General features: G+C 72.5%; 20 protein-coding genes and 1 riboswitch. Of the genes, 3 read left to right on the top strand and 17 right to left on the bottom strand.

Annotated features, from left to right (window positions below; translation table 11 throughout):
- Nucleotides 1–111: 111 nt before the first annotated feature.
- Nucleotides 112–717, top strand: coding sequence for a TetR/AcrR family transcriptional regulator (locus IE108_RS28795; protein WP_064730852.1), 606 nt, complete (start codon nucleotides 112–114; stop codon nucleotides 715–717).
- Here the strand turns inward: IE108_RS28795 and IE108_RS34930 are convergent.
- Together IE108_RS34930 and IE108_RS28785 are read right to left on the bottom strand one after the other, a co-directional pair.
- Nucleotides 714–1,430, bottom strand: coding sequence for a type 2 periplasmic-binding domain-containing protein (locus IE108_RS34930; protein WP_064730851.1), 717 nt, complete (start codon nucleotides 1,428–1,430; stop codon nucleotides 714–716). The two genes, IE108_RS28795 and IE108_RS34930, sit on opposite strands and share 4 nt — an antisense overlap.
- Entirely contained in the window at nucleotides 1,387–2,580 is a 1,194-nt protein-coding gene (locus tag IE108_RS28785) for an MBL fold metallo-hydrolase (RefSeq protein WP_064732053.1), read from the bottom strand. The genes IE108_RS34930 and IE108_RS28785 overlap by 44 nt, the downstream gene beginning before the upstream one ends.
- A gap of 90 nt (nucleotides 2,581–2,670) precedes the next feature.
- Here IE108_RS28785 and IE108_RS28780 point away from each other — a divergent pair, with 90 nt between their 5' ends.
- Nucleotides 2,671–3,291, top strand: coding sequence for a TetR/AcrR family transcriptional regulator (locus tag IE108_RS28780; RefSeq protein ID WP_064730850.1), 621 nt, complete (start codon nucleotides 2,671–2,673; stop codon nucleotides 3,289–3,291).
- A gap of 111 nt (nucleotides 3,292–3,402) precedes the next feature.
- Here IE108_RS28780 and IE108_RS28775 read toward each other — a convergent pair whose 3' ends face one another.
- Together IE108_RS28775 and IE108_RS28770 are read right to left on the bottom strand one after the other, a co-directional pair.
- Nucleotides 3,403–4,188, bottom strand: a complete 786-nt coding sequence (locus tag IE108_RS28775) for an SGNH/GDSL hydrolase family protein (protein ID WP_064730849.1) — start codon at nucleotides 4,186–4,188, stop codon at nucleotides 3,403–3,405.
- Between the two features lie 230 nt (nucleotides 4,189–4,418).
- The gene (locus IE108_RS28770; protein ID WP_064730848.1) at nucleotides 4,419–5,339 is read right to left on the bottom strand and encodes a M23 family metallopeptidase; all 921 of its coding nucleotides are present in this window, start codon (nucleotides 5,337–5,339) and stop codon (nucleotides 4,419–4,421) included.
- A 2-nt stretch (nucleotides 5,340–5,341) separates the two neighbouring features.
- A riboswitch (cyclic di-AMP (ydaO/yuaA leader) is annotated at nucleotides 5,342–5,500 on the bottom strand.
- A gap of 426 nt (nucleotides 5,501–5,926) precedes the next feature.
- Here IE108_RS28770 and IE108_RS28765 point away from each other — a divergent pair.
- On the top strand, nucleotides 5,927–6,724 hold the full coding sequence (locus IE108_RS28765) for a tyrosine-protein phosphatase (RefSeq protein ID WP_064730847.1): 798 nt from the start codon (nucleotides 5,927–5,929) through the stop codon (nucleotides 6,722–6,724).
- A 230-nt stretch (nucleotides 6,725–6,954) separates the two neighbouring features.
- On the opposite strand, the gene IE108_RS28760 is transcribed toward IE108_RS28765, so the two are convergent.
- The 13 genes from IE108_RS28760 to hpnC all read right to left on the bottom strand — a co-directional run bounded on the left by IE108_RS28760 (nucleotide 6,955) and on the right by hpnC (nucleotide 20,675).
- A complete protein-coding gene (locus tag IE108_RS28760; RefSeq protein ID WP_064730846.1) occupies nucleotides 6,955–7,068 on the bottom strand; it encodes a DUF6126 family protein in 114 nt (37 codons plus the stop codon).
- Nucleotides 7,069–7,073: 5 nt separating this feature from the next.
- Complete coding sequence (locus IE108_RS28755) at nucleotides 7,074–7,697, bottom strand: helix-turn-helix domain-containing protein (RefSeq protein ID WP_079163736.1); 624 nt, start codon at nucleotides 7,695–7,697, stop codon at nucleotides 7,074–7,076.
- Between the two features lie 64 nt (nucleotides 7,698–7,761).
- Complete coding sequence (locus IE108_RS28750; RefSeq protein WP_064730844.1) at nucleotides 7,762–9,147, bottom strand: aspartate aminotransferase family protein; 1,386 nt, start codon at nucleotides 9,145–9,147, stop codon at nucleotides 7,762–7,764.
- Nucleotides 9,148–11,073, bottom strand: a complete 1,926-nt coding sequence (gene dxs / locus IE108_RS28745; protein WP_064730843.1) for a 1-deoxy-D-xylulose-5-phosphate synthase — start codon at nucleotides 11,071–11,073, stop codon at nucleotides 9,148–9,150.
- A 28-nt stretch (nucleotides 11,074–11,101) separates the two neighbouring features.
- Complete coding sequence (ispG, locus tag IE108_RS28740) at nucleotides 11,102–12,256, bottom strand: flavodoxin-dependent (E)-4-hydroxy-3-methylbut-2-enyl-diphosphate synthase (protein WP_064730842.1); 1,155 nt, start codon at nucleotides 12,254–12,256, stop codon at nucleotides 11,102–11,104.
- A 4-nt stretch (nucleotides 12,257–12,260) separates the two neighbouring features.
- A complete protein-coding gene (gene hpnH / locus IE108_RS28735) occupies nucleotides 12,261–13,283 on the bottom strand; it encodes an adenosyl-hopene transferase HpnH (RefSeq protein ID WP_064730841.1) in 1,023 nt (340 codons plus the stop codon).
- Nucleotides 13,284–13,289: 6 nt separating this feature from the next.
- Nucleotides 13,290–13,931 (bottom strand): phosphorylase family protein, encoded by a 642-nt coding sequence (locus tag IE108_RS28730; RefSeq protein WP_064730840.1) that lies wholly within the window; start codon nucleotides 13,929–13,931, stop codon nucleotides 13,290–13,292.
- Nucleotides 13,931–15,985: a squalene--hopene cyclase gene (gene shc, locus IE108_RS28725; protein WP_064730839.1), complete on the bottom strand. Its 2,055-nt coding sequence runs from the start codon at nucleotides 15,983–15,985 to the stop codon at nucleotides 13,931–13,933. Before shc ends, IE108_RS28730 begins: the two co-directional genes overlap by 1 nt.
- A gap of 116 nt (nucleotides 15,986–16,101) precedes the next feature.
- Entirely contained in the window at nucleotides 16,102–17,238 is a 1,137-nt protein-coding gene (locus IE108_RS28720; protein WP_107420324.1) for a polyprenyl synthetase family protein, read from the bottom strand.
- Nucleotides 17,235–18,671, bottom strand: a complete 1,437-nt coding sequence (hpnE, locus tag IE108_RS28715; protein WP_189397785.1) for a hydroxysqualene dehydroxylase HpnE — start codon at nucleotides 18,669–18,671, stop codon at nucleotides 17,235–17,237. The genes IE108_RS28720 and hpnE overlap by 4 nt, the downstream gene beginning before the upstream one ends.
- The gene (locus IE108_RS34925; RefSeq protein ID WP_226487304.1) at nucleotides 18,668–18,826 is read right to left on the bottom strand and encodes a DUF6380 family protein; all 159 of its coding nucleotides are present in this window, start codon (nucleotides 18,824–18,826) and stop codon (nucleotides 18,668–18,670) included. Before IE108_RS34925 ends, hpnE begins: the two co-directional genes overlap by 4 nt.
- The gene (gene hpnD, locus IE108_RS28710) at nucleotides 18,826–19,776 is read right to left on the bottom strand and encodes a presqualene diphosphate synthase HpnD (RefSeq protein WP_064730836.1); all 951 of its coding nucleotides are present in this window, start codon (nucleotides 19,774–19,776) and stop codon (nucleotides 18,826–18,828) included. The genes IE108_RS34925 and hpnD overlap by 1 nt, the downstream gene beginning before the upstream one ends.
- Complete coding sequence (hpnC, locus tag IE108_RS28705) at nucleotides 19,773–20,675, bottom strand: squalene synthase HpnC (protein ID WP_064730835.1); 903 nt, start codon at nucleotides 20,673–20,675, stop codon at nucleotides 19,773–19,775. Before hpnC ends, hpnD begins: the two co-directional genes overlap by 4 nt.
- Nucleotides 20,676–21,008: the final 333 nt, after the last annotated feature.

Below are 21,008 nucleotides of genomic sequence, written 5' to 3'. Positions count from 1 at the left end.
ACTTCTAGTCCAAGCGTCCGCCGCTCCGGCCGTTCCGGCTCCTGACGTGCACGACTTCGCGCGACGACCTGACAAGACCGAACGTTCTGCCATGCGGTACGCTCGGTCCTTATGACTCGGAGCACGGAGGGCGGCAAGATTTCCGAAGCGCGTGCACGGCTTCTGGCCACGGCGACGCGGATCTTCTACACCGAGGGGATCCACTCCGTCGGCATCGACCGGATCACCGCCGAAGCGCAGGTCACCCGCGCCACGCTGTACCGGCACTTCGCCGGCAAGGAAGAACTCGTCCTCGCCTACCTCGACCAGGCGGACCTCGCCATCCGCGCCCAGGTCGCCGACGCCGTGGCCGGCAGCCGGTCCCCGGCCGAGCAGGTCCGGGCCGTCGCCCGGTCCATCACCGAAGGCATCCGCTCCCCCGGGTTCCGTGGTTGCGCCTTCCTCAACGCCGCCGCCGAGTACTTCGACCCCGCCCATCCGATCCACCGAGCCGTCATCGCCCACCGGGAGTGGTTCCTCGACACGCTCACCGAGCTGCTCGGCCAGGTCAACGGCGACGAGGCCGAAGCCGCCGGACGACACCTCGTCATGCTCCGCGACGGAGCCATGGCAGCCGGCTGCCTCTTCGACCCGGAACTGATCTCCGCGACGTTCCTCAACGGCGTCGAAGGACTCCTGCGGACCCTCACCGACAAGACCGCGAAGCCGGCCGTCTAACGTCCGGCCCCCTGCGCCGCCCCGTCCAGCGGCCCTCCGGCCTCCGCGCACGATGCGAGCGCGGTCCGCGCCAGGTCGCGCAGCCACACGTGCGCGGGGTCGGTGTCGTAGCGCTGGTGCCATGACAGGTACACCGGGGCCGGCGGCAGCTCGACCGGCAGGGCCAGCACGGTCAGACCGGCCACCGTGTCCACCGGGCGGACGGTGATGTCGGGGACGGTGACGAGGAGGTCGGAGTCGCGCGCGAACGCGAAGGCGGCCGCTTCGGTGGGTGCGGTTCCCACCACGTGGCGGGTGAGGCCGAGTTCCGCGCAGGCGTCGTCACAGCCGACGGCTCGGGGCAGGCGCAGCTCGAAGCGGGCGCCGAAGGCGCGGGGGGTGAGGGCGAGGCGGCACCGGGCTGGGACTCGCCATCGCCCGCGACAGCACCGGCATACGCGTGCGGGAACCCCGACGACCGCGAACGGCTGCTGCGCAACCTCGTCGCCAACGCCGTCCGCCACGCCGCGCACCACGTGCAGGTCACCGTCGGCGGTCAGGTCGAAGGCTTCGGGGTTGGCCGCGGAGAAGCTGGTGTCGAGGCGGGCGAGGAGCAGGAAGTCCTCGGCGAGGCTCTGGAGGCGGCGGGTCTGCCGTGCGGCGGTGGTGGCCGCCGCGGGCCAGTCGACGTCACCGCTCCCCCGCGAGGTCCAGATCCCCCCTGCTCGCCCCACCCGCGTCCTCGGCGGACCGGGGACGCCGCCAGGTGTGCGCGATCGGCTCCGACACCGCCCGCCACCACGCCTCCACCGGCACCTTCCCCGCCGGCTCGAACGGCTCCCCCGGCCTCGGAGACGCCACCACCTGGCCCGCCTCCTCGCCCGCGTCCTTCGTCCACTCCCCCGGCTCCGCCCAGGCGTGCGGCGCGAGGTTGAAGGACCCCCAGTGGATCGGCAGCAGCACGCCGGCCGGGGCGCCTCCCTGGAGGTCGAGGTGGGCCCGCACGCCCTCCTCGGGCGTCATGTGGATGTCGGGCCAGAAGTGCGAGTACGCCCCGATCTGGATCATCGTGGCGTCGAACGGGCCGTGCGCCGCGCCGATGTCCCGGAAGCCGTCGAAGTAACCCGTGTCCCCGCTGTGGTAGACGCGGTGCTCCTCCCCCGCGACGACCCACGACGCCCAGAGGGTGTGCTGGGTGTTGCGCAGGCCGCGCCCGCAGAAGTGGCGGGCCGGGGTCGCGGTCAGGGTGAGGCCGCCGACGCGGGTCGACTCGTGCCAGTCCAGCTCGCGGAGGCGGCCGGCGGGCACGCCCCAGTGTTCGAGGTGGGCGCCGACCCCGAGCGGCACGGCGAACAGGGTGTCCGTGCCGGCCAGCGCCTTGATCGTGGGCATGTCCAGGTGGTCGTAGTGGTCGTGGGAGATCACGACGACGTCGACCGGTCCGAGGGCGGCCAGCGGGACCGGGGCCGGGTGCAGCCGCCTGGGGCCGGCGAAGGGGAACGGGGAGCAGCGCTCGCCCCACACCGGGTCGAAGAGCACCCGCTGCCCGTCGATCTCCGCGAGGACGCTGGAGTGCCCCATCCAGGTCAGCCGGAGTCCGGTGGCGGGCGGCCGGGCGAGGTCGGCGAGGGTGGTGGCGTGCACCGGGACGGGCCCGCGCGGCGCACGGCGCAGCCGGGACTCCCGGTCGAAGTAGACGCGGGCGAACTCACGGGCCGATCCGGAGGGCCGGGTCCGGGCGGTGCCGCCGGGGTTCTGGAAGACGCCGTCGCTGAAGTGCGGCGATCTGCGGATGCGCGCCATGCGCTCACCGCTGGGGTCCGCGCCGAAGGCCGCGGGCCGCGGCGTGCGGAGCCCTGGGCTCGGGGAACGGAATCCGGCCACGGTAACCTCCACGTGGAGTAGGTCAGGCTTTCATTATGGTCGTCTCGTGTGACACCGACTGATCGTGTCCGGGGCATCGGGGGGACGGGCATGGCGAGGGTCCGGCTGAGTGTGGCCGAGCGGCGCGAGGAGATGCTGCGCGCCGCGGTGGAGCAGATATCGGCGCGGGGCGTCGACGCGCTGCGGATCGCCGACGTGGCCGCCGCGCTCGGGGTGAGCAACGCGCTGGTGCTCTACCACTTCACCACCAAGGAGAAGCTGGTCGCCGCCGCCTTCGCGCGGGCCGCCGAGGACGACCTGGCCCACCTGCGCCGCCTCCTGGGCCGCCGTACGCCGGCCCTGCGCCGCCTGCGGACCGCCGTGCGGTGGTACGCGCCGACCGGGCAGGCCAAGGGCTGGCGGCTGTGGATCGAGGGCTGGGCGGCCGCGCTGCGCGAACCCGCGCTGCGGGAGGTCACGGCGGAGCTGGACCGCCGCTGGAAGGCCGCGATCACCGAGGTCATCGCCGAGGGTGTGGCCGCCGGGGAGTTCCCCTGCCCGGACCCGGAGGGCGCGGCCCTGCGGCTGACGGCGTTCCTCGACGGGCTCGCCGTACAGCTCACGTCGTACGCGGGCACGGTGTCCCGCGCCCGCGCGCGGGAGTGGACGGACGAGGCCCTGACGCGGGAGCTGGGGCTGCCGCAGGGGGCGGAGGCCGGTCTCCGCCGCTGACCCGCCCCGTCCGGCCCGGGACGGGGGCCGGTCCCGTCCACCGACCAGACCAGACCAGACCAGACCCGTTCGGGCCGGCCCGTCCGGCACGGTCCGCCCCTCCACGCGTGCTCAGGCCACCGCGCCGATCCGCGTCCTGATGTCGTCCGGCGACAGCGCCCCCTTCGCGGTCACGTGGTCGCCCGAGGACTGGCCCCGGAGCCGACGCCCGATCCACGGCACCAGGTACTCGCGCGCCCAGTGCACGTCGTCCCGGCGCACGTCCAGCGCGGCGCGGTACGGCAGCGGGGGCCAGACCTGGTCGGGGTCGGCCGGCACCGGCAGGCCGAGCGCCTGTCCCGCGCGCAGCGCCACCCGGGTGTGACCCTCCGCGGACAGGTGCAGCCGGTCGGCGTCCCACGCCCTGCGGTCCTGCACGCTCCGGAGCGACCAGAGGTCGAGCACCGGGCACCCGTACCGGTCGGCGATGGCGCGGACGTGTCCGTTGTAGGTGGCGATCTTGCCGCGCAGATGCTTGAGCACGGGGACGCCACGGGTGTCGAAGCCCGTCGTCACGAGGACGGTTCCGGCCGCCTCCGCCAGCGCGGCGACCGCCCCCTCGAAGCGCTCGGCGACCTCGTCGGGGTCGGTGCCGGGGCGCAGGATGTCGTTGCCGCCGGCCGCGAACGAGACCAGGTCCGGGGCGAGTTCGGCGACCCGCGGGACCTGCTCGGCCACGATCTGGTCGAGCAGCCTGCCGCGGACCGCGAGGTTCGTGTACGTGAAGTCGCCCACGGGGCGCCGGTCCGCGAGCAGTACGGCGAACCGGTCGGCCCAGCCGACGAACGCCCCGTCGGGGCCGGGGTCGCCGACGCCTTCGGTGAAGCTGTCCCCCACCGCCACGTACGACCCGATCACTGCTCTGCTGTCACTCTTCGAATCGTCTGCCACAGCGAGCCATGATTCACCTTGGAATGTGACCTACGCGACCGTAGGAAGGGGTTGACGGCCGGTGAGAAAAGCCACTGCTAAAGCCTTGGTCAACTCCGGAATACGGCGGGAGCCACCCCCCGGTCCGGATACACCGAAGACCGGACCCGGGGATCGGGGTCCGGCCTTCGGTGGCGTGGGGGCTGTGCCCTAGGGGGTCAGAGCGAGACGCCGTGCGAGCGCAGGTACGCGACGGGGTCGATGTCCGAGCCGTAGTCCGGCGTGGTGCGGATCTCGAAGTGCAGGTGCGGACCGGTCACGTTGCCGGTGGCGCCCGAGAGGCCGACCTGCTGGCCCGCCGTCACCGACTGGCCGGCGGAGACGGAGAGGGAGGAGAGGTGGGCGTACTGGGCGTAGTGGCCGTCGGCGAGCTGGATGACGACCTGGTTGCCGTAGGCGCCGCCGGGGCCGGCGGAGACGACGGTGCCGGCGGCGACGGCCTTGAGCGGGGTGCCGGTCGGGACGACGAAGTCCGTGCCGGTGTGGTAGCCGCTGGACCACATGCTGCCGGACTGGTGGTACGGGGTGCCCACGGTGCCGCCCGCGACGGGGGAGGTGTAACCGCTGCCGGCTTCCGAGGTGGAGGCCTGCTCGGCGTCCGCGGACTTCTCGGCCGGCTTGGCGGCGGGCTTTTCCGCGGCGGCGGGCTTCTCGGCGGCGGGCTTCTCGGCGGCCGGCTTCTCCGACGGGGCGGAGGACCCGGCGGCCTTGGCGCCGACGGAGAGCTTCAGGCCCGGGTGGATGAGCGACGGGTCCGAGCCCACGGCCTCGCGGTTGTCCTCGTACAGCTTCTTCCAGCCGCCGTCGACGTTCTGCTCGTCGGCTATCCGCGAGAGGTAGTCGCCGCTCTTGACGGTGTAGGTCCGCGTGTCCGTGTTCTTCTTCTCGGCGCCGGCCGGGGCGGCCTTCTTCACGGACGCCGCGGTGGACTGCGCGGAAACGGAGTGCGCGGGGGCGGCGTTGGCGCCGGCGGCCCCGATCAGCGGGAGCGCGAGCGCGGCGCCACCGGTCGAGGCGACGGCGATGGTGCGGGTCAGGCGCATGGCCCTGGTACGGCGGTGCTTACCCTTCGCGGGCATGGCGAATTCCTCTCCGGCGCCTGCGAGGTGAGCTGTCGGGTTCGGGCTGGAGATGCCCGGCCGCGCCGAGACGCGGCTTCACCCCAAGCCGTTCCGGGAACCGGAACAGGCATTCGTACCTGTGGGTCCCCCGCTCCTGCCGGTACGGGTGGTGGATGAGAGTGGGCTCCGGTCGGCGGCAGGATTAGGCGTCCGTCCGGATCGGTGGTGAACGTAAGGGACCAAGACGCACCCGGACAAGCGAGGGGTTCCACCGGAAGGGGTTCCGATTGATCCTTTACGGGAATTTCCGGTCACACTCCGTCGATTCGGGGAATGGCGTTTCGAGTGAACGGCCTTGCGAACCGGCTTGATTACGTGCACATGACGAACAACGCACCGTTACGGATATGACGCTGCTCACGCGCCCCTTTCCCACCCTTTCGCATTTCAGCGCCAGTTGGAATTAAGGCGTCAATTCGGACAGAACTTCCAGGTCACCCCGAAATGGCCTGTGGACAACTCATCGGCGCAGACAGGGGATGCCGTATCGTCGGGGCGAGCCCGCCGCCGAGCAGCGTCGGCGGGGCGGATTGGGAGGAGTCCCCGTGACGCAGCAGGTCCCGTCGACCGAGCCCGAGCTGACCGGGGTGCGCAATTTCCGGGACGTCGGCGGACTGCCGACCGCGGACGGGCGGCGGGTGCGGCAGGGCGTGCTGTTCCGCAGCGGCCACCTGGCGCATGCCACCGGAGAGGACGCCGCCTTCCTGGCGACCCTCGGCCTGCACACCGTCTTCGACTTCCGCAACGCGGCCGACCAGAAGCTGGAAGGCCCGGACGTCGAGCTGCCGGGCGTGCGCAATGTGAACCTTCCGCTGAGCGACCCGGCCGACGGCGCCGAGTTCTGGAAGATGGTCCGCGACGGCGACCTCGACCAGCTGCACGAGATCCTGGCCGGCGACAAGGGCGCCAACCGGATGATCGAGTCCTACCGCACGATCATCCGGGAGCGCACCGCGGAGCACTCCAGGGTGCTGCACGCGCTCGCCGAGGACAGCGTCCCCGCCCTGATGCACTGCGCGGCGGGCAAGGACCGGGCGGGCCTGTCGATCGCGGTCACGCTGCTGGCGCTCGGCGTCGAGCGCGACGCCGTCCTCGACGACTACCTGAAGTCCAACGCCACGCACCGCCGCTACAAGGTGCGCCGCAGCAGCTCCGCCGCCTCGGCCTACTCCCCGGAGGTCATGGAGCTGCTCAGCCCTCTGTTCGACGCGCGCGCCGAGTACCTGGCGGCGGCCTTCGAGACCGTCGAGGAGACCTGGGGCGGCGTCGACGCCTACCTGGAGCAGGGCCTGCACCTCACGCCCGGGACCCGGGAGCGGCTGCGCGAGCGCATGCTGGACTGAGCCGCGCGTCACGGACCCGCCCGGCGGGCTAGGGCCTGTCTGACAATTCCCGTCGTCGCCCGGAGGGCGGCCTTGCGTCGTCAGGTGCGTGCTCTCGCCGTGCCGGGCGTGGAGCCTCGTACTGGATGTACTTGGCTCTGCGCCCGGTGCGGCGAGAGTGCGTGCATGGCGGCGCGAGGCTGGGGGCACCTCCCGGCCGGAGGCTGGGGGAGGGAATTGTCAGACAGGCCCTAGCGACTGGCCCCCACCTCGAAGAGCAGGTAGAGGAAGCCGCCGAAGACGTGCCCCAGCGCGATGTAGATGAGCAGGCGCACCCACAGGGCGCGCGGGAACTTCTCCTCCATGGATCTCACGGCGTCTCCCCGGTGGTCGTCGGGCCGAGGCACAGTGCGGCCGTCGGGCTCTGCAGCAGCGTGTGGACGAAGAGCAGCTCCACCCCTTCGGGATCGAGCGCGGCGATCCGGTGCGGGGTCAGCGAGTCGAAGTGGGCGCCGTCCCCCACCCCGAGCCGGTGCTCGGTGTCCCCGAGGCGCAGCCGCAGCCGGCCCCTGAGCACGTGGAGCCACTCCTCCCCGGGATGCACCCGCACGATGTCCCCCTGGGAGCCGTACGGCACCTCGACGCGCAGGGCCTGCATGCCCCGGCCCGGAGCGCCCGCCCGCCGGTACGTCCAGCCGCCCGCGGCGCTGGGCTCCATCTCGGCGGCGCGGACCACCGCGTCCCGGTCCGCGGGCGCCTCCCCCAGCAGCTCGGCGACGGTCGTACCGTAGACGCGGGCGAGGGCGAGCAGCATCGGCAGCGAGGGCTGGCGCTGCCCGGTCTCCAGGCGGGAGAGGTGGGCGGGCGACAGCCCGGCCGCGCGGGCCGCCGCCTCCAGGGTCAGGGCGGCCCGCCGCCGCAGCTCACGCAGCTGGGGCGCGACCGCGGCGACCGCGCCGTCGGGCGGGCCGGTCTCGGAGGAGCTCGTGCTCATGAGCCCATTCAGCCCGAGACTTGCCCCTGAGGCAAGTTTTTTGCCTGCGAGGCAAAAGCTCCCCTCAGCGGTGCGCCACCGCCTGCTTCACCAGGGTCTTGCCGAAGTCCCACATCAGGCCGCCCCCGTTGTGCGCGTCGTCCATCACCTCGGTGAAGGCGTCGACGAACCGGTCCGCGTCCGCCGTGTCGATGATCAGCGGCGGGATCAGCTTGATCACCTCCAGGTGGTCGCCGGAGACCTGGGTGAGGATGCGGTGCCGTTGCAGCAGCGGCACCACCACCATCTGCGCGAACAGGCCCTTGCGGGCGGTCTGCAGCATGGTCCAGCGGCTGCGCAGCTTCAGGGACTTGGGCCGGCCGAACTCGATGCCGATCATCAGCCCCCGCCCCCGGACGTCGGCGAGCAGCTCGTAGCGGTCCACCAGCTCCGTCAGCCGGGACTTCAGCCGCTCCCCCACCGCGGCGGCGTTCGCCACGATCTGCTCGTTCTCCATCACCGAGAGCACGGCGAGGCCGGCCGCCATGGCCTGCGCGTTGGACCCGAAGCTCGCCGAATGGACCTGCACGCGGTCCATGGAGGAGTACACCTTCTGGAAGATCCAGTCCTTGCCCAGGGTGGCCCCCACCGGCACGTATCCGCCGGACAGCGCCTTCGCCACGCAGACCAGGTCGGGCTCGACGCCGTCCTCGTGCTGGAAGGCGTAGAACTTCCCGGTCCGGCCGAGGCCCGTCTGCACCTCGTCGGCGATCAGCAGCGCCTTGTGCCGGTGCAGCAGGTCCTGTGCGGCCCGCAGGTAGCCGGGCGGCGCCTCGTGGACGCCCTTGCCCTGGATCGGCTCCACGACGAGCGCGGCCACGTCGCCCCGCCGCAGCTCGCGGGCCAGGGCGTCCAGGTCACCGAGGGGGATCGCGGTGTCGGGCAGCAGGGGCGCGAAGCCCTTGCGGAAGCCGTCCTCGCCGTTGACGGAGAGCGACCCGGTGGTCAGCCCGTGGAAGGCGTGCGTGCAGTAGAGGATCCTCGGCCTGCCGGTCGCGTAGCGGGCGAACTTCAGCGCGGTCTCCACCGCCTCGGTCCCGCTGTTGCCGAAGAAGACGCGGTCCAGGTGCGGGCTGTAGGAGAGCAGCCGTTCGGCGAGCAGGCCCGGCAGCGGCGGGCAGTCGAAGCGGGTCAGGTCGGCCAGCGAGGCGTCGAGGACGTCGTGCAGCGCCTTGCGGACCACCGGGTGGTGGCGCCCCAGGCCCATCACCGCGAACCCGGCCAGCATGTCGAGGTAGTCGTTGCCGTCGGCGTCCCAGAAGTGCGCGCCCTCGGCCCGCTCGTAGACCTTGTCGAAGCCGATGGTGTGGAGCATGCGCGGCAGCTGGTGGTTGAGGTGCCTGGCGTGCAGCTCGTACCGCTCGGCCCCGCGCTCGGCCAAGAGCGCGGCGAGGTCGAACTCCTTGGTCATTCAGTTCTCTCCTTGCGCTGGCATGACGTTCCGTCCGTCGCCGGACGGTTCCACCGCTCGCCCGACGGCCAGGCTCGCGCCGATCCGGCCGGCGATGTCGACCGGGGTGAGACCGATGTCGGCGAGCACTTCGGCGCGCTTGGCGTGCGCGAGGAACTGCTCGGGGATGCCGAAGCGGCGTACGGGCACGTCGGTGTCGGCGTCACCGAGCGCCAGGGCCACCGCCGAACCGACACCCGCCGCGCGGCTGTTGTCCTCGACGACGGCGACCAGCCGGTGCCGTGCGGCCAGCGGGGCCAGCTCCGGGTCGACGGGCTTGACCCAGCGCGGGTCGACGACGGTGCAGCCGATGCCGCGGGCCTCCAGCAGTTCCGCGGCCCCGAGGCAGACGGACGCCATCACACCGACGGCCACCAGCAGCACCTCGGGCCGGTCGCAGGCGTGCAGGACGTCCATGCCGCCGATCCGGCCGACGGCGGGCACCGCGGGTCCGGCGGACTCCTTCGGGAAGCGCAGCAGGGTCGGCGCGTCGTCGACGGCGACCGCCTCGCGCAGCTGGGCGCGGAGCTGGTCGGCGTCGCGCGGGGCGGCGATGCGCAGGCCGGGGACGACCTGGAGGACGGACATGTCCCACATGCCGTTGTGCGAGGGGCCGTCGGTGCCGGTGACGCCGGCCCGGTCGAGCACGAAGGTGACCCCGCAGCGGTGCAGCGCGACGTCCATGAGCAGTTGGTCGAAGGCGCGGTTGAGGAAGGTGGCGTAGACGGCGACGACCGGGTGGAGCCCGCCGGTGGCGAGCCCGGCCGCGGACACGGCGGCGTGCTGTTCGGCGATGCCCACGTCCCAGACCCGGTCGGGGAACCGATCGGCGAACGGCGCCAGACCGACCGGGTGCAGCATGGCCGCGGTGACGGCGACGACGTCGGCACGACGCTCGCCGATGCGCACCATCTCCTCGCCGAACACGGAGGTCCAGGACGGCCCGCCGGCCGGGGCGAGCGGTGCGCAGGTGAGCGGGTCCATCGCGCCGACGGTGTGGAAGTGGTCCTCCTCGTCGCGCAGGGCGGGCTCGTAGCCGCGGCCCTTCTCGGTGAGGCAGTGCACCAGCACCGGCCCGTGGAAGCGCTTCGCGCGCCGCAGCGCCGACTCGACGGCCCCGAGGTCGTGCCCGTCGATCGGGCCGACGTACTTGAGCCCGAGATCCTCGAAGAGCCCCTGGGGGGCGAAGGCGTCCTTGAAGCCCTTCTTGGCTCCGTGCAGGGCCTCGTAGACGGTGTGGCCGACCACGGGGGTGCGCTGGAGGACGTCCTTGCCCCAGGCCAGCATCCGCTCGTAGCCGTCGGTGGTGCGCAGGGTCGCGAGGTGGTTGGCGAGGCCGCCGATGGTGGGCGCGTACGAGCGCTCGTTGTCGTTGACCACGATGATCAGCGGCCGGTCCCGGGCGGCCGCGATGTTGTTCAGTGCCTCCCAGGCCATGCCGCCGGTGAGCGCGCCGTCGCCGATGACGGCGACGACGTGGCCGTCCTGGCCGCGCACGTCGCGCGCCTTGGCGAGGCCGTCGGCCCAGCCGAGCACGGTGGAGGCGTGGCTGTTCTCGATGACGTCGTGCTCGGACTCCTCGCGGGAGGGGTAGCCGGACAGGCCGCCCTTGCTCCGCAGCTTGGAGAAGTCCTGACGCCCGGTCAGCAGTTTGTGCACGTAGCTCTGGTGGCCGGTGTCCCACAGGATGCGGTCGGCCGGCGACTCGAAGACCCGGTGCAGGGCGAGGGTGAGTTCCACCACCCCCAGGTTGGGTCCGAGGTGACCGCCGGTGCGGGCGACCGCGTGCACCAGGAAGTCGCGTATCTCGCCGGGCAGTTCGGCGAGTTCCGTCTCGGACAGTGCCTTCAGGTCGCGTGGTCCGCGGATGTTCTCCAGAATCGTCACGTTCGGGCCCCCTTCGGTCCGTGCTGTCTCAGCTCACGGTGACGGCCGGCTCCCCCGACGCGCCGTCCTTCTCCATCTGCTCGGCGATCTTCATGGCCTCGTCGATGAGGGTCTCCACGATCTTCGACTCGGGGACGGTCCTGATGACCTCGCCCTTGACGAAGATCTGCCCCTTGCCGTTGCCGGAGGCGACGCCGAGGTCGGCCTCGCGGGCCTCGCCCGGACCGTTGACGACGCAGCCCATGACGGCGACGCGGAGGGGGACCTCCATGCCCTCCAGGCCGGCGGTGACCTCCTCGGCCAGCTTGTAGACGTCCACCTGGGCACGGCCGCAGGACGGACACGAGACGATCTCCAGCCGGCGTTCCCGCAGCCCCAGGGACTGGAGGATCTGGATGCCGACCTTGATCTCCTCGACCGGCGGCGCGGAGAGCGAGACGCGGATGGTGTCGCCGATGCCCTGGGAGAGCAGCGCGCCGAAGGCGACGGCCGACTTGATGGTGCCCTGGAAGGCGGGGCCGGCCTCGGTCACGCCGAGGTGCAGCGGGTAGTCGCACTGCGCGGCGAGCTGGCGATAGGCCTCGACCATGACGACCGGGTCGTTGTGCTTCACCGAGATCTTGATGTCGCGGAAGTCGTGCTCCTCGAAGAGCGACGCCTCCCACAGCGCGGACTCGGCGAGCGCCTCGGGGGTCGCCCTGCCGTACTTCTGGAGCAGCCGGCGGTCCAGGGAGCCCGCGTTCACGCCGATGCGGATCGGAGTGCCGTGATCGCGAGCGGCCTTGGCGATCTCGCGCACCTTGTCGTCGAACTGCTTGATGTTGCCCGGGTTCACCCGGACCGCGGCGCAGCCCGCCTCGATCGCGGCGAACACGTACTTGGGCTGGAAGTGGATGTCGGCGATCACCGGGATCTGCGACTTCCGCGCGATCACGGGCAGCGCGTCCGCGTCGTCCTGCGTCGGACACGCCACTCGCACGATCTCGCAGCCGGACGCCGTCAGCTCGGCGATCTGCTGGAGCGTCGCGCCGACGTCCGACGTACGGGTCGTCGTCATCGACTGCACCGACACCGGGGCCCCGCCCCCGACGGCCACCGGCCCGACCTGGATCCGCCGCGACACGCGCCGCTCGGCGATCGGCCGGACCGGGACCTCGGGGACGCCCAGGGAGATGGCGGTCACGACGTCATTCCCGGTTCGAGGAGACGGTCTCGCGCATGGCGCGCAGGGACTCCTTGAGGGACCCCATGGTGGCCAGGACGGCGGTCGGCTCGTAGCCGCAGTGCGCCATGCAGTTGGCGCAGCGCGGGTCCTTGCCGCGGCCGTACTTGTCCCAGTCGGTGTCCTCGATCAGCTCCCGGTAGGTGGGCACGTACCCGTCGCTCATCAGGTAGCAGGGGCGCTGCCAGCCGAAGAGGGAGTAGTTGGGGATGGCCCAGGCGGTGCAGGGGAAGTCGACCTTGCCCTCGAGGAAGTCGAGGAACAGCGGGGAGTGGTTGAGCCGCCAGCGGGCCCGGTTGCCACCGGAGAAGGCCTTCTTGAACAGCTCGCGGGTCTGCTCCACGCCCAGGAAGTGCTCCTGGTCGGGGGCCTTCTCGTAGGCGTAGGCGGGCGAGATCATCATCTCGTCGACCTGGAGGTCGTCGTTGAGGAAGTTGAGCACCTCGACGATGGTCTGCGGGGTGTCGGTGTTGAAGAAGGTCGAGTTGGTGGTGACGCGGAAGCCGCGCCGCTTGGCCTCCTTGATGGCCTCCACGGCCTCGTCGAAGACGCCTTCCTTCGCCACGGACTCGTCGTGCCGCTCACGCAGGCCGTCGATGTGGACCGCGAAGGCGAAGTAGGGGGAGGGCTTGAACTTGTCCATCTTCTTGCGCATGAGCAGCGCGTTGGTGCACAGGAAGACGTACTTCCGCTTGGCCACGAGCTGCCGCACGATCTCGTCGATCTGCGGGTGCATCAGGGGCTCGCCACCGGCGATGGAGACCATCGGGGCGCCCGATTCGAGCACCGCTCCCACGGCCTGGGCGACCGGCATGCGCTGCTTGAGCACCCCGGCCGGGTGCTGGATCTTTCCGCACCCCTCGCACTTGAGGTTGCAGGCGAAGAGCGGCTCCAATTCCACGATGAGCGGAAACTTGTCGCGTCGGCGAATCTTCTGTTCGGCCAGGTATGTAGCGACCTTGACGGACTGGCGCAGCGGCATGGCCATCTGGGCTCACCTCCGGGGGAGCAGCAAAGAACGGTGCCATTCGAAAAATGCGGGAAGAACGGATCGAAGAACGCGGAAAGCCGATATTCCACCGCGCACGGTGCCGATCCGTACGAGTTCGTGTTCTGGAGCGTCCACGACCACACGAACGGCCGCAACGGGGCGCTCGCCGGCCCGTACGGCGCTCAGGAGCGTGGCGGCGGACTCCATGTCGACGGCGATCGCGCCGGTCGCGAGCAGATCGGCGCGCTCCGGGCCGCGAACGACGTGGTCCGAGCCGGTCAGCGGCCCGGTGTGGACGGTGCGGCCCGGCGCGGCCCGCACGAGTTCCTTGACGAGCCGGTCGATGCCGACGCAGGAGACGGTGGAGCGGGGGTCCCGGGTCTCCTCGGCGACGACCAGGTCGCCGGGGTGCATGCCCGGGGCGAGGCCCGCGCAGAAGCCCGTGGCGAGCACGGCCGCGGAGCCGAGCGCCGGGTCGGCCAGGACCCGGGCGACCGAGCGCTCGGCCGCGCGGGGGCCCATGCCGGTGCGCAGGACGGTGACCGGCCCGCCGGCGCCGCGGCGGTCGCCGGTGCGCAGGGCGAGGTGCTCGATGCCGAGCGCGCAGGCGATCAGCAGCGGCGACGGTCCGGTCGTGGGGTTCATCAGCCGGCCTTGGCCTCGGCCGTGGACGGCGCGCCCGCGGGCCGCTCGGCCTTCGGGGCCGGGCGTTTCTTCGCGGCGAAGGGCTCTCCGTGGACGTACCGGCCGAGCGCGGTGAGCGGGAACACCTGCCGGTAGAGGTGGTAGTTGATGGAGAAGTCCCAGGGGAAGCCGGTGCCGGTGAAGTACGGCTCGTCCCAGGAGCCGTCCTCGCGCTGGGTGGAGGCGAGCCACGCCACGCCGCGCTCCACCGCGCCCGACTCCCGCTCGCCCGCGGCCAGCAGGGCCATCAGCGCCCACGCCGTCTGCGAGGCGGTCGAGGCGCCCCGGCCGCTCCACTCCTTGGTGTAGCGGTAGGAGCGCAGGTCCTCGCCCCAGCCGCCGTCGTCGTTCTGCACGGACTCGAGCCAGGTCACCGCGCGGCGGATCGCCGGGTGCGTGGTGGGGAAGCCGGCGGCGGTCAGGGCGGGGACGACGGAGCCGGTGCCGTAGACGTAGTTGACGCCCCAGCGGCCGAACCACGAACCGTCCGGCTCCTGTTCGGCGAGCAGCCACTGGATGCCGCGCCGGGTGCGCGGGTCGTCGGCGAGCCCCTCGACGGCGAGGCTCTCGACGACGTGCGCGGTGACGTCGGCCGAGGGCGGGTCGATGACCTCGCCGAAGTCGCAGAACGGCAGGCGGTTGGGGAAGGGGCTGGTGTTGTCGGTGTCGAAGGCACCCCAGGCGCCGTTCTTCGACTGCATGCCGAGGTTCCAGCGGACCCCGCGGCCGATGGCCTTCTCCACCCGCTCCGGGTCGTGGTGGCTGACCCGGCGCAGGGCGAGTACCACCTCGGCGGTGTCGTCGATGTCGGGGTAGTTGTCGTTGTGGAACTCGAACGCCCAGCCGCCGGGCGGCAGTCCGGGGCGCTTGACCGACCAGTCGCCGGGGCGCACGATCTGCTCGCCGAGCATCCAGTCGGCGGCCTTCACCAGCTGCGGATGGTCGGCGGGCACCCCGGCGTCGGCCAGCGCGATGGTGGCCAGGCAGGTGTCCCAGACCGGCGACTGGCAGGCCTCGATCATCCGGGCGCCGTCCTCGCGCCACACGGCGAAGCGGTCCAGGGACTCGAGGCCGGCCCGCATCACGGGGTGTTCGAGGTCGTAGCCGAGCAGGTACAGCGCGATGACCGAGTACACGGCCGGCGGCTGGATGCCGCCCCAGCACCCGTCGTTCTCCTGGCGCTCGATGATCCAGCGGGCGGCGGTGTTCATGGCGGCCCGGCGCAGCCTGCGCGGGGCGACCTTGCGGTAGGCGTGCAGCGCCTTGTCGATGCGCTGGAAGGCGCCGTCCCAGCTGGCGGCCGGCGCGAGCGGACGCGGAGGGCTGGGCATCGCCGGGTCGGTGTGCAGTTCGTCCAGCGGGAAGGGCGCCGGGCGCACGGGCCGCTTCGCCGAGACGATCGTGAGCGGCACGATGGTCTGCCGGGCCCAGCAGCCGAAGTCGTAGATGTTGAGCGGTACCCAGGTGGGGAAGTAGATCAGCTCCGGCGGGAGTTCCGGGAGGTCGTCCCATTTCCACCAGCCGAACAGGGCGAGCCAGATCCGGGTGAAGACGCGGGAGGCCGCGATGCCGCCACGGGCCCGGATCCACTCCGCTGCCCGCGCCATGTGCGGGGCGTCCGGGGAGTCTCCGGCCAGGCGGAGGGCGACGTAGGCCTCGATGGTGGCGGACAGGTCGCCGGGGCCGCCGTAGAAGGTGGCCCAGGTGCCGTCCTCGCGCTGCTCGCCGCGGACGAAGAGGGCGGCGGCGCGCGTGGTCTCCTCGTCCTGGATGCCGAGGAACTGACGCAGCAGCAGGTCCTCGGCGTCCATCGTGACGTTGGTCTCGAGGTCGCCCTTCCACCAGCCCTGGGCGTCCTGCCGCGACAGCAGGAAGTCCGTGGCGCGCCGGACGGCGCGTGCGGCGGCTTCTGGTACCCCGGCCGCCGCGGCGGGGACGGTGATGTCTTCTTCGCTGGCCGAGGGCGCGAGGGGCTTCAGGGCCGCCCCGGTGCTTCCGTCGGTCGTCGCTGTCATGGCTTCCCCTTCGTGCAGTGTGCATACGGTGCTCTGCTTGGGTCCGCCGTCGGCCGGTGCCTGTCCGTCGAGGACACCGGCCGGCGACTACGCGAGGGCTATTCGACCGATAATGATCATCTCTTTCGTACGACGACGAAGTCGGCGAGCGCCGCGAACCGGTCCCGTACCGGCTCGGGCATGTCGACGGCGTCGAGGGCTTCAAGGGCGATGGTGTGCTGGCGGCGCGCCTCGTCGGCGGTCCACTCGCGCCCGCCCGCCTCCTCGATGAGGGCGGCGCGGGCCGCGAACTCCTCCTCGGAGAAGTTCGCGAAGTCGCTGGTCTTGGCGTCGGCCGCGAGGATCTCGCCGAGCCGTTCGGAGGCCGGGCCGCCCGCCGCGAGGGCGGCGACGACCGGGAGGGACTTCTTGCGCTGGCGCAGGTCGCTCCAGGTCTGCTTGCCGGTGGAGCCCGGGTCGCCCCAGATGCCGAGGAGGTCGTCGACGGCCTGGAAGGCGAGGCCCAGGTGGTAGCCGTACTTCTCCAGGGTGTCGGCGGTGCGCTCGTCGGCGCCGCCGAGCACCGCGCCGATGGAGCTGGCCGAGGCGAGCAGGGCGCCGGTCTTGTTGCCCTCCATCTCCAGGCACTCCTCGACGCTGACCCGGTCGCGGTGCTCGTAGGAGATGTCCTGGGCCTGGCCGTCGATCAGGGCGCGGGTGGCGCGGGTGAGGCGGCGGGTGGCGCGGCCTGCCTCGACGGTGCCCAGTTCGAGCAGCACCTCGTTGGCGAGGGCGAAGAGGGCGTCGCCGACCAGGATGGCCTGGGCGGGGCCGTGCACCTTCCAGACGGTGTCGCGGTGGCGGCGCTGCTCGTCGCCGTCCATCAGGTCGTCGTGCAGCAGGGAGAAGTTGTGCACCAGCTCCACGGCCACCGCGCCGGGCACGCCGACCTCGGGCGCGGCGCCGGTGACCTCGGCGGAGAGCACGGCGAGCGCGGGCCGGACGGCCTTGCCGCCGTCGCCGTCCGCGGGGTTGCCCTGGGCGTCGATCCAGCCGAAGTGGTAGGCGGCGACGGTGTCCATGGGAGGCGCGAGGCGGTCGACGGCCGCCCGCAGGACCGGCGTGGCCAGGGTCCGGCCGCGCTCCAGCAGCGCGGTCACGTCCACCGTGGTCCTCGGAGCGGCCTTCGGGCCGGGGGGCGCGGTGGGCACAGTCTTTCCTCCAGTTGCGGTACCGGGAGTGCGGGAGTCGGCCCCGCGCGGGTCGGCTCTCATGCCGCCTCCTCGAAGAAATCGGGAAGGAGTCCGCGGGACCGGCCCAGGGCGCCGAGAGCGGCGCCCGCCGCTCCGACACCGCTGCGAACCGCACTCTCCATGGTCGCGGGCCACCCGGTGGCGGTCCACGCTCCGGCCAGGTACAGGCCGGGTGCCTTGGTGCGGGCGCCGGGCCGGAGGCGGCCGACGCCGGGGGCGGGGGCGAACGTCGCGGTGCGCTCCCTGGTCACGAAGAAGTCCTTCACCTCGGCACCGCGGCTGCGCGGCAGCAGCCGCTCCAGTTCGGGCAGGTACCGCTCGCGCAGCGTGGCCACGGGCTCGTCGATCTCGTGCTGCGCGGTCGACTGCGACAGCGCCAGGTACTGACCCTCCTTCAGCCCGGAGGCCTCGGTGCGGTCGAACACCCACTGCACCGGGGTGCCGAGCGCCGTGAGGAACGGTGCGGCGAGCACCTGGCGGTCGTAGACCACGTGGATGTTGAGGATCGGCGCGGTGCCGATCTCCAGCAGGTGCTCCGGGGCGTCGAGCGCGCCGTCCGGCAGCAGGTCGTACGCCTCGCGCTGGGGTACGGCGAGGACGACCGAGTCGGCGTGGAGCGTCTCCCCGGGGATGTGCACGCCCCAGCCTCCGCCGCCGTCCCGGTGGAGGGCGGTGACGCGGGTGCGGACCTCGGTGCGCACGCCGGCGGAGTCGAGGGCCTTGCGGGCCAGCCGGTCGTGCAGTTCGCCCAGCGGGACGCGGGCCCAGCCGATGTCGGCGGCGCCCGGGTCGGACAGCAGGCCGGTCTTGAACACCATCGCGGCGAGGCCGAGCGAGGCGTCGCCCGCGACCGCGTTCAGGGTGGCGACGCCGACCAGGTCCCACAGGGCCTCGACGGCACGCGGCGACTGGCCGTGCTCGGCCAGCCAGCTGCCGAAGTCCCGGTCGTCGAGGCTCGGGTCGGCGAGGTCGAGCCCTTTGAGCGCGAGGGCGGCCCGGCCGACCCCGGCGCGCTCGGCGAGCGAGAGGTGGGGGTACGTCGCCAGGCTGCGGCCTAGGTGCAGCGGCACGGGCAGCGGGTCGCGGCGCAGTCTGCCGAGCCGGCGGCCCTCGGGCCGGGCCAGGTCGAGGACGGGCACGTCGAGGCGGTCCTGCACGGGAGCCAGCCCGGCGCCGCCGATGCGGTCCAGGAACCAGCGGTAGGCGGTGCAGCAGCGCAGGTAGACGTGCTGGCCGTTGTCGACGGTGAGGTCGCCGCGCCGGAAGGAGAAGGCGAGCCCGCCCAGCCGCGGGCGCCCCTCGAGCAGGGTGACCCGCACGCCCGCGTCGGCGAGCGCCAGTGCGGAGGTGACCCCGGCGAGTCCGCCGCCGACCACCACGGTGTGCGCACCGGGACGCGGGGCGGAGACGTCCGTGACCTCTCCCCCGTCACGCGTGCCGTCGGCGTGCGTCATCGTGCGCCCTTCCCTGTCCGGTCGCCGTGGTGTTTGAACGGCGTACGGCCGACCGTCTCAGTCAGGGACGCCGACCGCCACCGGAGGGTTGCCCGCCGGTCCACGACGGGGGCCCGGTCCGGGCCGGGTGCGTCGCGTGTGCCGGGTGTGTCCATCAGGCGCGCCTCCTGACGGTCCGGCGGGTGACGTGCCGGGTGTCCAGTCCGGACAGGCCGCGGACGGCGACGTACGCCTTCTCGCGGCCGGGGAGCGAGACGCGGCCGCGCAGCACGGCCTCCGGGTCGCGCTCGATGCGGTCCAGGAGGCGGCGGTAGATGCCGGCCATGGCGGCCACGCAGGCGCCGCTGCGCCGGTCGAGCATGGGGAGCAGCCGGTATCCCTCGGCGAACAGGGCGCGGGCGCGACGCACCTCGAAGTGCACGAGGCCCGCGAAGTCGGCGCCGGCGGGAGGCGTCGGCCCGTGGAACCCGGCCGAGCAGCCGAACTTTGCGAGGTCGTCGGCGGGCAGGTAGGTCCGGCCGCCCTCGGCGTCCTCGCGGACGTCGCGCAGGATGTTGGTGAGCTGGAGTGCGAGACCGAGCGTGTCGGCGTACTCGGGCGCGCGGTCGGCGCCGTGCGCCCCCGGTTCGGTGCCGAAGACCCCGAGGGAGAGGCGTCCGATGGCGCCCGCGACGCAGCGGCAGTACGTCCTGAGGTCGTCCCAGGTCTCGTAGGTCTCGCCGCGGACGTCCATCTGGACGCCGTCGATCAGCTCGTCGAGCCCTTCGAGGGGGATGGGGAAGACGCGCGCGGCGTGCGCGAGGGCGACGGCGACGGGGTCGGTGTCGTCCTCGTCGACCGCGCCCTCGTGGATCCGGGCGAGCACCGCGCGGGTCTCGTCCAGCCGGGCGACCTTGACGTCGTCGGCCAGCGTCCCGTCGCCGATGTCGTCGACGCGGCGCGAGAACGCGTACAGCGCGGACATCGCCCGCCGCTTCGGCGTGGGCAGCAGCCGGATGCCGTAGGCGAAGTTGCGGGCCTGCTGACCGGTGACGGCCTCGCAGTAGCTGTAGGCGGCGAGCACCGGCGCCGGCATGTTCACTGACGACTCCACGGTCCCGATCACCCCTCTCCTCGCAGGGCCAGGCCCGTCTCGCGCAGCAATCGGAGCTTGCCGGGCTTGGGCGGGCCGGGAAGTACGTCGTGGTCCGCGTCGGCGATCGCCCGCAGCGCGGCCCGGCCGCCGCCCACGAAGCCCGCGAGCAGCAGGCGCAGCCGGCCGTGGACGCTGCCCACCAGGGGGGCACCCTCGTCCAGCAGGTCGTGGGCGCGTCCGGCCTCGTAGGCGATGAGGGCGCGCACCGAGGCGTTGGCGGTGGGCGCGGCGAGGTCCTCCTCCTGGACGCGGAAGCGCTTCATGTCCTCGGCGGGCAGGTAGATCCGGTCCCGTCCGAGGTCCTCGGCGACGTCCTGGAGGTGCTCGACGATCTGGAGGGCGGTGCAGACGGCGTCGGAGCGGCGGATCCGCTCGGGCGTCGCGGTGCCGGTGACGGCGAGGACGAGGTGGCCGACCGGGTTGGCGGACAGCTCGCAGTAGGCGAGGAGGTCGTCGTACGTCTCGTACCGCCCGACGAGCTGGTCCTGGCGGTTGGCGGCGATCAGGCCGAGGAACGGCGCGGGGGTCAGCGAGCGGCGGCGGACGGTGGGCCGCAGGCGGCGCAGCAGGGGGTGGCGCGGGGTGCCGTCGAAGACCCTGCGCAGGTCCTCCTCGAAGGCGTCGAGCATGCGGACCCGGTCGTCGGCGTGCTCCTCGGGGACGCCGAGGTGGCGGGCGTCGGCGCCGCCCGGGGCGAGGTCGCCGTCGCCGATGTCGTCGACGAGGCGGGCGAAGCCGTAGACGGCCATGAGGTCGGTGCGCCAGTCGCGCGGCAGGAAGAAGGGTGCCACGGGGAAGTTCTCGTCGGCGGCCTTGGCCAGGGTGCCGTGCTCCGCGTCGACGGCGTGCGCCGTACCGGTGACCGTCATCGCCGGCTGTCCCGGGCGGGGACGGCGCACGCTCCGCGGAGCTGGGGAGTTTCCGTAGCCATTGCCGTCACATCTCCCGTTCTACACTGCGGACCCAATACACACTATTTCGGACACGCCGCCCGGCTGTCCGCGCGGCGGGCCCGCTGGAGGGTGTCGGGCATTATCGCCCCATGTGCCGCGTTTCAGGACCGGTCCAGCTTACGTTGTACAACTCACGGAGTTCCGGCGGGGTGCTCAGCGCATCACAAGAACACACCGATTCACACCAAGATTCCTCAGAACACCAGGAGTTGACGGTTCCTTTGCACGCGTCCGGGGCCCCGCCGGAAG

The sequence above is a fragment of the Streptomyces parvulus genome, assembly GCF_014648855.1.
Lineage (GTDB): Bacteria > Actinomycetota > Actinomycetes > Streptomycetales > Streptomycetaceae > Streptomyces > Streptomyces parvulus.
This window is presented reverse-complemented; position numbering and strand designations above follow the sequence as displayed.

What these genes read in the sequence shown, in the direction of transcription:
- IE108_RS28795 (WP_064730852.1), top strand. Translation starts at nt 112, where the DNA reads ATGACTCGGAGCACGGAGGGCGGCAAGATTTCCGAAGCGCGTGCACGG.
- IE108_RS28780 (WP_064730850.1), top strand. Translation starts at nt 2,671, where the DNA reads ATGGCGAGGGTCCGGCTGAGTGTGGCCGAGCGGCGCGAGGAGATGCTG.
- IE108_RS28770 (WP_064730848.1), bottom strand. Translation starts at nt 5,339, where the DNA reads ATGCCCGCGAAGGGTAAGCACCGCCGTACCAGGGCCATGCGCCTGACC.
- IE108_RS28760 (WP_064730846.1), bottom strand. Translation starts at nt 7,068, where the DNA reads ATGGAGGAGAAGTTCCCGCGCGCCCTGTGGGTGCGCCTGCTCATCTAC.
- IE108_RS28755 (WP_079163736.1), bottom strand. Translation starts at nt 7,697, where the DNA reads ATGAGCACGAGCTCCTCCGAGACCGGCCCGCCCGACGGCGCGGTCGCC.
- IE108_RS28750 (WP_064730844.1), bottom strand. Translation starts at nt 9,147, where the DNA reads ATGACCAAGGAGTTCGACCTCGCCGCGCTCTTGGCCGAGCGCGGGGCC.
- hpnH (WP_064730841.1), bottom strand. Translation starts at nt 13,283, where the DNA reads ATGGCCATGCCGCTGCGCCAGTCCGTCAAGGTCGCTACATACCTGGCC.
- IE108_RS28730 (WP_064730840.1), bottom strand. Translation starts at nt 13,931, where the DNA reads ATGAACCCCACGACCGGACCGTCGCCGCTGCTGATCGCCTGCGCGCTC.
- shc (WP_064730839.1), bottom strand. Translation starts at nt 15,985, where the DNA reads ATGACAGCGACGACCGACGGAAGCACCGGGGCGGCCCTGAAGCCCCTC.
- IE108_RS28720 (WP_107420324.1), bottom strand. Translation starts at nt 17,238, where the DNA reads ATGAGAGCCGACCCGCGCGGGGCCGACTCCCGCACTCCCGGTACCGCA.
- hpnE (WP_189397785.1), bottom strand. Translation starts at nt 18,671, where the DNA reads ATGACGCACGCCGACGGCACGCGTGACGGGGGAGAGGTCACGGACGTC.
- IE108_RS34925 (WP_226487304.1), bottom strand. Translation starts at nt 18,826, where the DNA reads ATGGACACACCCGGCACACGCGACGCACCCGGCCCGGACCGGGCCCCC.
- hpnC (WP_064730835.1), bottom strand. Translation starts at nt 20,675, where the DNA reads ATGACGGTCACCGGTACGGCGCACGCCGTCGACGCGGAGCACGGCACC.